The 13,425-nt window shown below is 66.1% G+C and carries 19 protein-coding genes; 18 read left to right on the top strand and 1 reads right to left on the bottom strand.

Going from position 1 to position 13,425, the window contains the following annotated elements; all coding sequences use genetic code 11:
- The first annotated feature begins 42 nt into the window (after positions 1 to 42).
- The 18 genes from PGW49_RS03040 (at position 43) to PGW49_RS02955 (ending at position 12,512) form a co-directional block, all read left to right on the top strand.
- Positions 43 to 564 carry a hypothetical protein gene (locus PGW49_RS03040; RefSeq protein WP_270225468.1) on the top strand — a complete coding sequence of 174 codons (522 nt, stop codon included), beginning with the start codon at positions 43 to 45 and terminating at the stop codon, positions 562 to 564.
- Between the two features lie 18 nt (positions 565 to 582).
- Complete coding sequence (locus tag PGW49_RS03035; protein WP_270225467.1) at positions 583 to 1,428, top strand: hypothetical protein; 846 nt, start codon at positions 583 to 585, stop codon at positions 1,426 to 1,428.
- Between the two features lie 76 nt (positions 1,429 to 1,504).
- Positions 1,505 to 1,789, top strand: a complete 285-nt coding sequence (locus tag PGW49_RS03030) for a hypothetical protein (RefSeq protein WP_270225466.1) — start codon at positions 1,505 to 1,507, stop codon at positions 1,787 to 1,789.
- Positions 1,789 to 2,193, top strand: coding sequence for a Gp19/Gp15/Gp42 family protein (locus tag PGW49_RS03025; protein ID WP_270225465.1), 405 nt, complete (start codon positions 1,789 to 1,791; stop codon positions 2,191 to 2,193). Before PGW49_RS03030 ends, PGW49_RS03025 begins: the two co-directional genes overlap by 1 nt.
- Positions 2,194 to 2,198: 5 nt before the next feature.
- The gene (locus PGW49_RS03020; RefSeq protein ID WP_270225464.1) at positions 2,199 to 2,537 is read left to right on the top strand and encodes a hypothetical protein; all 339 of its coding nucleotides are present in this window, start codon (positions 2,199 to 2,201) and stop codon (positions 2,535 to 2,537) included.
- Positions 2,530 to 2,823 (top strand): hypothetical protein, encoded by a 294-nt coding sequence (locus tag PGW49_RS03015; protein WP_270225463.1) that lies wholly within the window; start codon positions 2,530 to 2,532, stop codon positions 2,821 to 2,823. Before PGW49_RS03020 ends, PGW49_RS03015 begins: the two co-directional genes overlap by 8 nt.
- Before the next feature lie 2 nt (positions 2,824 to 2,825).
- Entirely contained in the window at positions 2,826 to 3,179 is a 354-nt protein-coding gene (gene gp17 / locus PGW49_RS03010) for a tail completion protein gp17 (RefSeq protein ID WP_270225462.1), read from the top strand.
- A gap of 17 nt (positions 3,180 to 3,196) precedes the next feature.
- Positions 3,197 to 3,784, top strand: a complete 588-nt coding sequence (locus tag PGW49_RS03005) for a phage tail tube protein (protein ID WP_270225461.1) — start codon at positions 3,197 to 3,199, stop codon at positions 3,782 to 3,784.
- A complete protein-coding gene (locus PGW49_RS03000; protein ID WP_270225460.1) occupies positions 3,784 to 4,062 on the top strand; it encodes a hypothetical protein in 279 nt (92 codons plus the stop codon). The genes PGW49_RS03005 and PGW49_RS03000 overlap by 1 nt, the downstream gene beginning before the upstream one ends.
- Positions 4,063 to 4,088: 26 nt before the next feature.
- Positions 4,089 to 4,460, top strand: a complete 372-nt coding sequence (locus PGW49_RS02995; RefSeq protein WP_195520576.1) for a hypothetical protein — start codon at positions 4,089 to 4,091, stop codon at positions 4,458 to 4,460.
- Positions 4,461 to 4,469: 9 nt separating this feature from the next.
- Positions 4,470 to 8,102, top strand: coding sequence for a tape measure protein (locus tag PGW49_RS02990; protein ID WP_270225459.1), 3,633 nt, complete (start codon positions 4,470 to 4,472; stop codon positions 8,100 to 8,102).
- The gene (locus PGW49_RS02985) at positions 8,095 to 8,934 is read left to right on the top strand and encodes a hypothetical protein (protein ID WP_270225458.1); all 840 of its coding nucleotides are present in this window, start codon (positions 8,095 to 8,097) and stop codon (positions 8,932 to 8,934) included. The genes PGW49_RS02990 and PGW49_RS02985 overlap by 8 nt, the downstream gene beginning before the upstream one ends.
- Positions 8,922 to 9,908: a hypothetical protein gene (locus PGW49_RS02980; RefSeq protein ID WP_270225457.1), complete on the top strand. Its 987-nt coding sequence runs from the start codon at positions 8,922 to 8,924 to the stop codon at positions 9,906 to 9,908. The genes PGW49_RS02985 and PGW49_RS02980 overlap by 13 nt, the downstream gene beginning before the upstream one ends.
- Positions 9,909 to 9,917: 9 nt before the next feature.
- Positions 9,918 to 10,391, top strand: a complete 474-nt coding sequence (locus tag PGW49_RS02975; RefSeq protein WP_270225456.1) for a hypothetical protein — start codon at positions 9,918 to 9,920, stop codon at positions 10,389 to 10,391.
- A complete protein-coding gene (locus PGW49_RS02970; RefSeq protein ID WP_270225455.1) occupies positions 10,384 to 11,061 on the top strand; it encodes a hypothetical protein in 678 nt (225 codons plus the stop codon). Before PGW49_RS02975 ends, PGW49_RS02970 begins: the two co-directional genes overlap by 8 nt.
- 15 nt (positions 11,062 to 11,076) lie before the next feature.
- Entirely contained in the window at positions 11,077 to 11,328 is a 252-nt protein-coding gene (locus PGW49_RS02965) for a hypothetical protein (RefSeq protein WP_270225454.1), read from the top strand.
- Between the two features lie 227 nt (positions 11,329 to 11,555).
- Positions 11,556 to 12,230, top strand: a complete 675-nt coding sequence (locus PGW49_RS02960) for a hypothetical protein (RefSeq protein ID WP_270225453.1) — start codon at positions 11,556 to 11,558, stop codon at positions 12,228 to 12,230.
- Between the two features lie 45 nt (positions 12,231 to 12,275).
- The gene (locus PGW49_RS02955) at positions 12,276 to 12,512 is read left to right on the top strand and encodes a hypothetical protein (RefSeq protein ID WP_270225452.1); all 237 of its coding nucleotides are present in this window, start codon (positions 12,276 to 12,278) and stop codon (positions 12,510 to 12,512) included.
- A gap of 575 nt (positions 12,513 to 13,087) precedes the next feature.
- Here the strand turns inward: PGW49_RS02955 and PGW49_RS02950 are convergent.
- Positions 13,088 to 13,423 (bottom strand): hypothetical protein, encoded by a 336-nt coding sequence (locus PGW49_RS02950; protein ID WP_270225451.1) that lies wholly within the window; start codon positions 13,421 to 13,423, stop codon positions 13,088 to 13,090.
- Positions 13,424 to 13,425: the final 2 nt, after the last annotated feature.

The following is a 13,425-nucleotide window of genomic DNA, read 5'->3' as shown; positions in this document are numbered from 1 at the left end:
GGGGCAAGACGATGCCCCGCACGGGGCGGAAATGGAGGGAGCATGGCCCAGAAGACCACGCCCACCGAGCCCGAGCCGATCGACCCTGCACAGGGCGGAGACGAAGGTCAGGAGCCCGACTACAAGGCGCTCTACGAGAACGCGCTGAAGGAGTCGCGCAAGTGGGAGAGCCGATCGAAGGCGAACCTCAAGGAGCTCGACGAGCTCAAGGCCGCAACGCCCAAGACCGACACGACCGTGGAGGAGCGCCTGAGCGCGCTCGAGAGCGAGAACGCCGCCCTCAAGGCGAGTGCCGCCCGCTCCGCGCTCGTCGACTCCGTGGCAAAGGCCACCGGACTCGACCGCTCCATCGTGGCGACGCTCAACGGCGAGGACGAGGACGCCCTCACCGAGCAGGCCAAGGCCGTGGCGGCCATCACGAAACCGGCCGGCGGCGCGCCGAGGGCGCCCGAGGCCGGCGGCAAGCCCAAGCCCGGCAAGCCCTCCAAGAAGGACATCCTCGGGATCGAGGACAAGAAGGAACGCATGGCGGCTATCGCCGCCAACATCGACCTCTTCAAGTAAGGGGAGAAAGGGGCCCCAATGCCCGATATCAAGACCCTCGCTGCCGCGCGCAACGTCGACCTCGTGAACACCTTCACCAAGTCGCTCGAGAAGCTCACGGCTATGCTGTCCACCTGCGCCCCCATCCATGCGGCCGTGGGCGAGACCCTGCATCAGAAGAAGATCACCGGCAAGCTCTCCGAGGCCGAGTACACCCCCGGCCAGGACATCCCGCTCTCCAGCTATGCCTACGAGGACGTCACGACCTTCGAGGTGACGCTCAAGCCCTACCGCAAGCAGACCACGCTCCAGGAGGTCAAGAAGCGCGGCTACGACGGCGCCGTCGACAAGACCGACGCCGCGATGATCTCCGACATGCAGCGCAACATCAAGAAGGACTTCGTCGCCGCGCTCGGCGCCGAGGGCACCACGGCCGCGACCGGCAAGAGCCTCGTGGCCACCGCCGCGAACGCCTGGGCCGCCCTGTCCAACCTCACCGAGGAGTACGGCTTCGGCAGCGGCGAGACCGTCTACTTCGCCAACCCGGTCGACTTCGCCAAGCAGATCGGCGAGTCCGAGGTCTTCAGCGCCTTCGGCATCTCCTACATCGAGAACTGGGCCGGCCTCGGCACGCTCGTTTCCACCGGCTCCGTCGCCGCGGGCACGATCTACGCCACCGTCAAGGACAACATCAAGGTCTACGTCGCCCCGACCGACGGCGACGACCTGTTCGGCTTCTACTCCGACGAGAGCGGCTACATCGCCGTGTCCCACTCGCCCGAGCTCAAGAGCCTGACCTACGACACCGTGGCCTACGTCGGCCTCGTGTTCTTCGCCGAGTACATCGACTTCGTGGTCAAGGGCACCATCGCCCCGACCGCCTAGGCAACCCTAAGGAGCATTCATGATCGCTTTGGTCACCTACCCGTACCGTGACCGCGAGACCCTCGCGGTGCATCTCGTGGGGGAGGAGGTCGAGCTGTCCGAGGCGCGTTTCGCGGAACTGTCCGCCCTCGGCCACGTCGACCTCCCGCCCGCCGAGACGGAGGCCGCCGCGGAGCCCGTCGAGGACGAGGCGGACGAGGGCGAGGACGTCGTGGACGACGAGCCCGAGCAGCCCGTGCGCGAGAAGCCTTCACCCGAGATGACCGTGCAGCAGCTGCGCGACGCCATCGAGGCCGCCAACGGCTTCGCCCCGCGCAAGGCGACCAAGGCGGAGCTCGTCGCCATCCTGGAGACGCTCTAGTGGCCGCCTTCGCCACCGTTGCCGACTACGAGGCGCGCTGCGGTGCCGCCGAGGACGAGGCCAGGGTCGCCGCGCTGCTCGAGGATGCCTCGGCGTACCTGCGCGGGGCATATCGGCGCCGTATGGGTGTCCAGTACCTCGCCGGCTCGAACCCCACGTTCGATGAGAACGTGAAGTCCGTCTGCGTGGCCATGGTCGCCCGGGCGGTCAACGCGCCCGGTGCCATGGCTGGCATCACCCAGCAGTCGCAGACGACCGGGCCGTACTCGGCGAGCGTCACGTTCGCCAACCCGACTGGAGACCTCTACCTGGGGCGCTCCGACCTCAAGCGGCTCGGTCTGGCCGGGTGCCGCGTGCGCAGTATCCAGCCCGTGACCGCCGCCGACCGCTGGGAGGAGGCGTGATGCCGATGGCGGGGATACCGACCGAGACGGTCACGGTCATCTCCCGCAAGACGGTGTACGACGACCTCCACGAGCCCGTCTCCGAAGCGGTCGCCGAGCGCGAGGTCGATGCCGTCGTGGCTCCCGGAGCCACCTCCGACCTCGATGCCTCGAGGCCGGAGGGCGCCACCGTGGCATACACGGTGCACCTCCCGAGGGACATGGCCAGCATCCGCCTCAAGGGCTGCTCGGTCCGCGTGCGCGGCGAGGAGCTGCGCGTCGTGGGCGACCCGAGGCCCTACGCCCCCGAGGCGTGCCCGGGACGCTGGTGCTACCCGGTCGAGCTGGAGGCGGCCGATGGCTAGAGAGTACAGCTGGGGGAAGTTCAAATGGAGCCGCCTCGGGTACGCCGAGGCGATGGACGGCAACGCCGCGCTCCAGGGGATGCTCAGGGGCAAGGCCGAGGGCATCGCCGCCCGCGCGACGTCGATGCTCGCGCCGGACGGCCACGACGTCCCCGCCTTCAGGGCTAGCCGCTGCCAGGGCACGCTCGCCAAGGGCTTTCGGGTCAGCGCATGCTCGGACCATGCCAAGCACGCCCAGGCGAAACACAAGATACTGACGAGGGCGGCGCTCTCGTCCGGAGGTTGATCATGGACATAGAGGCCGAAGTCGCGCGGTGCCTGTGCGAACTTGCCGGCGCAGACGCGACGCTCGAGCCGGTCGCCGGGCACCCGGAGCCGTACGTCACCGTCGAGCAGGTCGGAGGGGGCGGCGGCTTCCTGGAGCCGGTCAAGCTCGATATCGACTGCTGGGGGACCGAGGGCGAGGGCGGCAGGAAGCCGGCTAAAGCCCTCGCCGAGAAGGTGAAGGCGGCCGTTCCGTCCCTGGAGGACGAGCTTCCCAACGTCTTCCACCCGGAGGTCACGAACCAATACAAGATGCCCGACCCTGACACGCGCAGGGCGAGGTACGTGGTGCAGGTCCAGCTCTGGGTCTGCGAGTAGTAGAAAGGAACGCGCGAATGGCCGAAGTCAGCAACGCGAACAACTCCAACAACGTCAGCGCCGGAAAGGGCGTGAAGGGCGGCTACATCTTCTCCGCTCCCGTGGGCACCACCCTGCCGGACAAGGTCATCAAGAACAAGAGCGAGCTCGACCCGGCCTTCAAGTGCCTCGGCTTCATCTCCGAGGACGGCTACGTCGAGTCCATCTCCGAGGACTCCAACGACACCGTCGACATGAACGGCGACCTCATGGACTCCAGCAACTCCAACCGAGTGGAGTCCGCGCAGCTCACGTTCGCCGAGATCAAGGCGGAGACGCTCAAGCGCCAGTACGGCGACGGCAACGTCACCGACGAGGGCGGCCTGATCACCGTCAAGCACAATTCCGACTCCCACCCGACCTTCGCCTACGTGCTGCTTCTTCTCCTCAAGAACGGCCGCAAGTGGACCAAGGTCGTTCCGCGCGGCCAGTCCTCCGAGCTCGACGACCTCACCATCTCCAGCTCCGAGCTCTGCCAGCGCCCCCTGACGATGAAGTACCTCACCGACGAGAACGGCGACACCTGTGTCGACTACATCGAGTCGACCGAGACGGCGGCGGCCTAATGGCGGCCAGGCGCCCCGAGGGCGCGCTCGAGTTCGAGTTCGACGGCAAGAAGTACCAGATCAACAAGAAAGCCATCCAGTCCATGAAGGTGCAGCGCGCCATGGCCTACGACGGCATCCCCGAGAAGATGCACGAGGTGTGGGACGCGATGGACGAGATCTTCGACGGCAGGACCGTCGAGTACATGGACGCGCTCGGCGAGGACGGGCAGGGCTGCTCGGCGGAGCGCTGGGGCGCGTTCTTCCAGGCGGCCATGGAGGCGGCTGCAAAAAACTAGCCAGCTTCGCCGCCGCCTGGACCTGCATGAGGGGAGAGGTCGTCGCCGACTTCCGGCAGACGTACGGCATCGACCTCCCCCTCGGCGGCGGGTTCGACGGGGCGACGGACGAGGACCTTTGCCGCTGGCAGGTCCTCTACTCCCAGCTGCCGGCGCGCTCGCGGGTCTCCGTCCGCCTTGAGCCCGACAACCTGTGGGACGACAAGACGCGCCTGCTCGACATGATCGAGCACGAGCTCAGGTGCTTCCACTACGGGTTCACCGAGGATGCCAAGAAGCGCGTCAACGCCCCGCAGCGGATCTTATCGCCGGGCGAGCGCGCCAGGAACGAGCGCCGCAGGGACTCGGCATTGGCGGCGAAGTACGAGATATCTTCGTCGTTCGGAATCGATGTATAAGGAGGCGCCATGTCCACAGACGTCGGATCCGTATCCGTAAAGGTCATGCCGTCCATGGCTGGCTTCGCCTCCCAGGTGGACAAGGACCTGTCCGGGGCGGGATCCTCCTCGGGGTCGCGCTTCGGAAGGGTCTTCTCCGCGGCGGCGGGCAAGTCTGGCGGCAGCGGCCTGGTCGCTAGGGTCTCCTCTGCGCTCTCCGGCGCGACTGGTAAATTCTCCGCGACCGGCAAGGCGACCGGCGCCGCATTCTCCTCCGCCTTCTCCGGCGCGGTGAGCGCTAACGCCGTCGAGGGGCTCCAGAACAAGGTCAAATCCGCCACGCTCGAGCTTCGCTCGGCGATGGCGACCTCGAAGTCCGCCTCATTGTCGGCAGAGGCGGCCCAGGTCAAGTACAACGATGCCGTCGCCAAGTACGGCCCGGCATCCGCAAGGGCCCTGAGCGCCGAGAGCAGCCTCGTCACCGCCAAGCTCAGGGCGCAGACCGCGTCGGAGCGTGCCCAGGCGGCCGAGTCCAAGCTCGCCTCGGCGCAGAAGCGGCTGGCGAGTGCGACCTCCGCGCCCGTGTCGGCGCTAGGAAAACTCGGCGGCAGCGCCGGGACGCTTGCCGACAGGCTGGGCGCGGGGGAGAGGGCGACCGGCCGATTCGTGGCGAGGATCGCCACAATCGGCGGCGGCGTCCTGTCCTCGGCCGGTAGCGCGCTGTCATCGCTCTCGAGCGAATTCGGGTCTGCCGGGACCACGGCCGGCGGGAACATGGCGAGCAAGGTCGCCTCGGGCTTCTCGGCAAAGGCCGCGGTCATCACCGGCGCCGTTGCCGGCGTGGTGCAGAGGGTCGTCTCGACGGTGTCCTCGAGCGTGGACGCCGCGGTCGCGCGCGTCGACACGCTCAACAACTTCCCCAAGGTCCTCCAGTCGCTCGGCTACGGGGCGGACGAGTCGCAGAGGAGCGTCGATACCCTGTCCGACAGGCTGTCGGAGCTCCCCACGAGGCTCGACGCGGCGGCGACGGGCGTGCAGCAGCTCGCCCCTTCGTCCAAGTCAATCGACCAGGCGACCGACCGCTATCTCGCATTCAACGATGCCGTCCTCGCTGGCGGCGCGTCCGAGGACATCCAGTCCAACGCCATGACGCAGCTCACCAAGGCCGTCTCCACCAACAAGATGGAGATGGACACGTGGATGAGCATCCAGCAGGCGATGCCCGGACAGCTCGACCAGGTCGCGAAGTCGATGCTCGGCCAGAGCGCCTCGGCGTCCGACCTCTACCAGGCGATGAAGAGCGACAAGGTCTCGGTCTCGGACTTCGCCGACGCCGTGGTCGACCTCGACAAGAACGGCGCGGACGGCATCACGAGCTTCTCCGAGCAGGCAAAGGCCGCGACGGGCGGCATCAAGACGTCGTTCTCCAACATGTGCAACGCCTTCCCCAAGGGCGTCGCCAAGATCATCGGCGCCATCGGCGCGTCCAATATCGTGGGCGTCATCGACGGCGTGAAAGGTGCTGTAAATGGCGCGTTCGGCGCCATCACCGACGCGATGGCCGACCCGAGCATCCAGGGCGCGGCGTCATCGTTCGTCGCAGTGTTTTCTGATGTGATCGCAGGCGGTGTCTCGATCGCAGGGGACGCATTTTCCGGCGCGACGGTGATGACCTCCACGTTTTGCGAGACGCTTCTCAACAATGAAGCGGCTTCATCTTTCGCGGGAACACTTGACGCACTCGGTTACACGGCATCCTCCATGGGTGACGCCATATGGTCGACCGTATCGCAGATCACCGGGTGGTCGAGTCCCGCCGAGGGCGCGGCAGATGCCGCAAACGCCCTCGACGATGCCTTCGAGGCCGCCGAGCCAGTCATTCGCTCGGTGGGCGACGCATTCCAGTGGGTCTCCGAGCATTCCGAGGAGGTTGCCCCGGTCGTCAAGGCCGTCGGCTGCGCCTTCCTCGTCATGAAAGTCGCCGGCGGCCCTGTGGGCTCGCTCCTGAAGGTCATAGGCGGCGCTCTGTTGTCCCTCGGGGCATCGGCACCAGCTGCTGGTGCCGGTCTTGCCACCACGGCTGCGGGCGAGACCGCAGCTGGCACAGCCGCGGGTGCGGCGGCCGGTAAGATGACATCGTTCGGCGCGGCCGTCCTCATGGTTGGAGCCGGCGTCCTGATGGCGTGTGCCGGCATCGGCCTGCTCGCCCTCTCGGCGATCAAGCTCGGCGCGGCGGGGCCTCAGGCCGCAATCGGCATGGCAGCTATGGTGGCGGTCGTCGCCGGGCTGGCGCTGGGCGCCGCCGCGCTCGGGCCCGCCCTGACTGCCGGCTCCGTCGGTATGGTCGCCTTCGGCGCCGCCGTCGCGCTCGCCGGCGTGGGTATCCTGCTCGCAGCCACCGGCCTTGCGATTATGTCACTCGCGCTGCCGACTATCGCCGCCTGCGGCCCCGAGGCCGCCGTCGGCATAGCCGCGCTCGGTGCCTCCCTGTTCGTGCTGGCCCCCGGTGCCCTCATGGCGTCGGGAGGACTGCTGGCGCTCGCCGCCGGGGCAGCGGCATGTGCGGTCGCCGCGGCGGCCCTCGGCATCGCCGCCATCGTCGCGGGTGTCGGCCTCATTGTTATGGGCGCCGGCGGTCTCTTGGCGGGCGCTGGCCTGTCGACCTGCTCCGCGCTCGCGATGCCCCTTGCCGCCGCTACTGCGGCCCTCGGCGCCGCCGCCATCGTCGGCGGCGTCGGCCTCATCATGCTCGGTGTGGGGTCGATTGTCGCGGGGGCCGGACTCGCTGTGTTCGCCGTCGGCGCCACGGCTGCGTCGCTTGCGACCGCCGCCCTCGCTCTTGGGATGACTGCGCTCGACGTCGCCATGGCGGGCGTCGCCGCTTCCATCTCGACCTCGGCCGACGGACTCGGAACCATGGGAAAGGCGATTCCCAAGATATCCTCCGGCGCTCCCGATGCCGCAGCCGGCCTCGGTACGCTTGCCGCTGCGGCGGCGGCCGCCGCTCCCGCCCTTGCCGCCGCGTCGCCGTCTCTGGCATCTTTCTCCGCCTCCTGCGGGGCGGCTTCGGCATCGGCTCTGCTGCTTTCCGCCTCCGTGGCAGCAGTGGGCTCCATGGTCGCGGCGAGCATGGCGGCGGCGTCGGTTTCCGCAGTCTCGTTTGGCGTCCGCTCGGGCGCGTCCTTCAATCGCTTCTCGGCTTCTGCCAGGAATGCGGCAAACACCGCCCGCTCCGCGATCATGGGGGCCTGCCGGCAGATGTCGGCCGAGGTCGGCTCGATGCGACTCACGCTCCCACGCATCAACGTGGGGCCGCTGCCACACTTCTCGATGAGCGGCAAGTTCGACGCGCAGACGGGCTCGGTCCCGTCGGTCAACGTTAACTGGTACGCCAGCGGAGCGGTCTTCGGGCCGAACAGCCCTCGCGTCATCGGAATCGGCGACAACCGGCGATACGACGAGGCGGCCATCCCGTTGAGCCCGAGGGTCCTCGGCGGGATCGGCGCGGGGATCGCCCGGACGATGGATGTCGGCGGCGGCTCGGACGGCGGCGCGGTCATCGCATGGCTCGACCGCAACCTCCCCGCGATCATCCAGAGGTACACCCCGGTCACGCTCGAGCGCGACCTCGACAGACACATCAGGGCGGTGGCACATGCATAGAATGCACTACGTGTCGTCATCGGGCGAGAGCGTCGACCTCGATGGCGACGGCGTCTTCGTCGGCACCGCCGCGGGCGTGCGCTCGCGCGAGTGGAGCTACGACCTCTCATGGCGCGGCGCCTACGGCATCTCGCGAGACGCGAGGGAGGCGACGGTCGATGCCGTGCTGTCCTCGGCGGCTGCCGACAGGCTCAGGCGGCTCGCGGACAGGGATATCTCCGTCGGCGAGCCCGGCCGCCTCGTCGTCGACGGTGTTTGGTATCAGCGCGCCTACATCGCCAAGTCAGAGACCTCTCAGGTCTACGGCAGGCGGGGCATCGCCGCTACGCTTACCGTGCTGCTGCTCGACGGATCCTGGCGGCGCGAGGTCGCCCAGGAGTTCTACGCCCGGGAGGACGAGGACCAGACCGGCCTGGATTTCCCCCATGACTTCGAGTTCGACTACGGCGGCTCGTCCGCAAGCCGGTCGGTCACCGTCGATGGGCTGGTGCCCGCCGACCTTAAGCTCACGATCTTCGGTCCCGCGTCGTCCCCGCGCATTACCGTGACGCAGGGAGACTTCATCAACGTGTACTCCGCCGACGTGGAGGTGCCGGGCGGGTCCAGGCTCGTCATCGACGGCTCGAGCTTCCCCAAGACGATCCAACTTGTCGGCATGTACGGTGAGACCGAGGACCGCTTCGCCGACGGAATGCGCGGAGAGGGCGCCGGAAGCGGTTCCTATTGCTTCGAGCGGCTGCGGCCCGGCACGTCCTCTGTCTCGTGGGACGGCTCGTTCGGCTTCACCATGACCCATTATCTTGAGGAGGGGGAGCCGCCTTGGAGCTCATAGTCGCCGACAGCGCCGGCAGGACGCTTTTCCCAATCTCGGACTTCGAGCTGGATATGGACTCGGGCTGGGGCGACGGCGTCGATAACACCTTCGACCTCGTGGTTCGCGACCCCTCGGTGCCGCTGCCCGGCGCCGCCTGGCGTGTCTTCGCCGACGGCCTGGAGATCGGCGGGCGCGTCGAGGGATTTGAGCTCAAGACGGGCCGCACGTCGTCCGAGCTGCATTGGACCGGGTCGACCTGGACTGGAGTGCTCGAGAAGCGCCTTCTGTGGCCCGATCCGGGCCAGGACTACCTTGTCCTCTCTGGGGACGCCAACGCCGTCCTGCGGTCCGCGGTTAAACGGCTCGGCATCGGCTCCCTCTTCACGGTTCCCGATGCCGACGCCGGGGTGAGCGTAAGCTACCGATGCAACAGGGACGTACCCGACGCCTGGACCAACCTTAGGCTGGCGATGCGCTCCGCAGGCCTTCGCCTCGATGCGAGTTGGGTGGGCGGATCGTGCAGGCTCCGGGCGGTGAAGGTGACAGACTGGCGCGGCAGGGTCGACTCCGATCTCGTAAACTTCGACCTCAAGAGCGATCTGCTCGTCACCAATCACCTCAAGGCGGCCGGCAAGGGCGAACTTGCGGCCAGAGATGTCGTGGACGTCTACGCCGACCGGGAAGGCGGCGTAGGCACCGTGAAGGCGATGACCGGCGTCTTCGAGCTCGAGGAGTACTACGATGCCAACAGCACCGAGGGCGACGATCTCCGCGATCAGGCATCCAGCCGCCTCAAGGACAAGCAGTCCGAGGGTAGCGTGACCGTGACGGTCAACGAGGGCGTCGAGTTCGGCCTCGGCGATATCGTCGAGGCCAGGCACTATTCGCCAAACGTGACGGTCTCGGTCGAGATTAGCAGCAAGATCGTAAAGGCCGCGGGGTCGGGCTACAGCGCCACGTATGGCGCTTCGCCTGGTGCGGTGGGGAGATAGGAGACTGCTATGAAGCAGATAGAGCTCATCGGCCCGCCCCTTTACCAATGGGATACGGGTCGGCGCGTCCGCGTCTCGGTCCGCGGCGCGACGGAGGCCCACTTCGCCATCACCGGATCGGCGCGCGCATTGGTGACCCCGGTCGTCAGCGGCGAGGCCCCGGTGCCGTCGCTCCTGCTGACGGCGGGCGCCGACATTGCCGCATGGGCGAGCGATGGGCGCGACACGCAGGCGCGCGCCGTGCTCAGGGTGCGCCCGAGGGCCAAGCCGGACGGCTATATCTACACCGATGACGAGGTCAAGACCTGGGCTGATGTCGAAGACTGGGTGCGAGAGCAGCTGAAGTCCGCAGGCGAGCCCGGCACGAAGTGGTATGTCGGGGGAGGCACCCCCGCCATAGGTGGTCGCGTCGGGGACCTCTACCTCGACAGTGAGACTGGCACCTATTATCGCTACGGCGAGATTGGAGATACAAATGACTAACACGTGGAATCAGGTGGGAACCCTCAAAGGTCCAAAGGGCGACAAGGGTGCGACGGGCGATATCGGCCCCAAGGGCGGCAGCGTGCGCGTTGCGAGCATCAGCGTCCCGGCTGGCGGCGACGTCGCCTTCTCGGCGCTCTCGCCGTCCGACGGAGTTCAGGTCGGCGACCTCGTGCTCGACGCCAAGGGCAGCGTCTACCCCATCTCGGCGGTGGACGCGGGACGATCGACCGCCAGGGTCGGTTCCGCCATCAACGGCGTGAGCCTCAAGGGGCCCAAGGGCGAGACGGGCGCCGTCGGCCCCAAGGGCGCCGACGGCACGTCCATTACCGTCAAGGGCGCGGTGAGCAGCAAGGCCGCCTTGCCGTCCAGTGCCGCCATCGGCGACACGTTCATCACGAGCGACACGAGCCACATGTGGGTCAAGACCGCGATGAGCGGCGACGTGCAGTGGACCGACCTCGGCGAGATGAAGGGCCCCAAGGGGGACAAGGGCGCCACCGGCGCAAAGGGAGACAAGGGCGACACCGGCGCCGCGGGTGCCCAGGGCCCTGCCGGCCCCGGCATCACGTTCGGCCAGGGAGCCCCCACGGCGTCATCCCAGGCCGGCGCCGTATATATCGATACGGCAGACGGCTTCAAGGTCTACCAGTACGGCGCGAACGCCTAGCGAAAGGAGAACGACATGGCATGGGCTAACATCGGCTCGCTCAAGGGTCCCAAGGGCGACAAGGGCGACACCGGAGCGCAGGGTAAGCAGGGAATCCAGGGACTGAAGGGGGAGACCGGCCCGACCGGTCAGACGGGCCCCAAGGGAGACAAGGGCGCCGATGGCACCTCCGTGACAGCCGGGACCGGCGCGCCGACCGGCACCGCCGTGGTCGGCTCGGTCTACATCGACGCCGCCACCGGGAACCTGTACACCTACAAGGCCTAGTCGGAGGCGTCGACATGGCATGGATTAAGTTGGGCAACCTAAAGGGGCCTGTCGGGGAGACGGGGCCACAGGGTCCCGCGGCCTCGACCGCCCAGACGTTCCTCGCCGCACACCCTGTCGGCTCCCTCTATATGGAAAGCAAGGGCAAAAACCCCGGTGCCACCTATGGGGGAACGTGGTCCATGCGAGACAGCCAGAACGGCTTTATATGGGAAAGGACAGCTTAAATGGAGATTGTGACCGGCAAAGCGGGCGTGCCACACGTCAGCTCGGCCGACGATGGGCGCCGCATTGCGGGCGAAGTCGGCACTGGCAGCTATGTGCTGCAGACGGGCGGCAAGCTGGCCCCATCGCTTGTCGACGCGAACACCGTCCGTATCGCGACCGGCGACATGATCGTGCAGGGTCGCCATATCGGTGTCACCGCGCCCGAGGACGTTAAGGTGGCGAGCGGCTCGCAAGGCAAGAAGCGCATGGACTACATTTGTGTCCATTACACCCGCGATGTGAGCGGGTCCAGCCCGACCCTTGTCGAGACGGTTGAGTGGAAGGTTCTCCAGGGAACCCCCGGCTCGAGCGCCACCGCGCCGTCGGTGCCGAAAGGCTCCATCCTGGACGGTGACGCCGACGTGACGGTCCCGATCTGCTCGGTGACATTCGACGGACTGACGACGGGTCAGCCTAAGCTTCTCATCCCCGAACTGACTCCCCTGGCAGACCTCGGGGATTCCGTATCCCGAACTAAGTCCGCAAACGTCGAATGGTATTCATTCCACGAGTGGCTTGGCGGCATGCAGGTTACTGTGTCCGACAATGGCGCCAAGTTTGGCAAGTATCAGGTGGTCTTCGACTCAACAGGCATTGCCTTTTTCAAGGACAACAAGCGGGTTTGGCATAAGTAGCATTCCGTATCCCGTGCGCCGAGAGTTTTTGTCGGTAACAAGATCGTGGGCTTCAACAATGCGAATTACACGACGCTTTGGGACAAGGCGGGCTTTGAGCGGGAGTTCGGGCGAAGCTTCGACAATTCCCGCGATTCCGTGTACGCGATGAACGGTGATGCGAGCTACGACTTCATGGTTTCCGGCGTGAATTTCTACCCGCGCGACGAGCGGCTCGTCGTCGCAATCAGCGGCGCACACACTGGCCCATTCCGAGTGAATTTCATCGTTGTGCTTGGCTAGCATTCCGTATCCCCGAGAATTGTGGCAAAGACAAATGTGGGGAAGAACTATCAGATATTCAGCTACGACATGCCGCTAAACAGGATGGCGGCGCTCGTCTGCGTCTATCAAGGGCGCCCTCTAGCATCGACCTTGTTCTCCACGTCAATGTTTGCCGAGGAATGCACCAACGCCGGAATGTGCGCTGACCGCTGCTACAACCCTGGTAACTTTAAATTTGATGTCCACGCTTACTATACGGACGGCAAGCTATTCCTCATGGCCGATGCCTCAACATATAGCGCAGTTTTCATGGTGTTTTAGGTGCAGATCACGGCCTGACCGGAGAAGTCTCCAGACGTCGCGGAGAAACAGAAGACGATTCCATTTGTATCGATCTTGACGTAGCCAGAGGCACTGTCCACGTTAAGACATCCAAACGCCTCCGTCACCGGTTTAAAAGGTAGCTGACAAACGGTGCGACCGGTATGTCCCGTAAGAGAGATGTTTTTCAGCTGGACGACAACGATGCGCCCGATGCCAACACAAGTGACGCCGTTGGCTGGAGCTGTGACGACGGCATGGGATACGGAATACTACAGGGGAATAAAGCCCATGGCCGAGGGCCATCCGAAGCCGCGCATCGGCTCTGATGACGTCACATTGAATGCCATGTCGCCGTTGGTTTGAACTATTAGCGACACTCCAAATTTGAGCTGCATGTTTGCGCAGATGCACACGTTCAGCTCATTGGCGGGCAGGTAATTTGACGGCAGCGTGAGCACCTTGGCCAAATGGCCGGTCTGAGTCCCGGTGGCCATGTAGCCGCTGCCTTTCGTCTCAAAAACAAGTGAGTGTATGGCGGGAATGTAGGAGACATCCAGAGTTACGTCGCAGCCGTAGATATTCGCCCTGCCGCTGGCGATCTTCATTC

Origin of the sequence: Collinsella aerofaciens (assembly GCF_027679495.1) — a bacterium.
In the GTDB taxonomy this organism is placed as follows: Bacteria; Actinomycetota; Coriobacteriia; order Coriobacteriales; family Coriobacteriaceae; genus Collinsella; species Collinsella aerofaciens_AK.
This window is presented reverse-complemented; position numbering and strand designations above follow the sequence as displayed.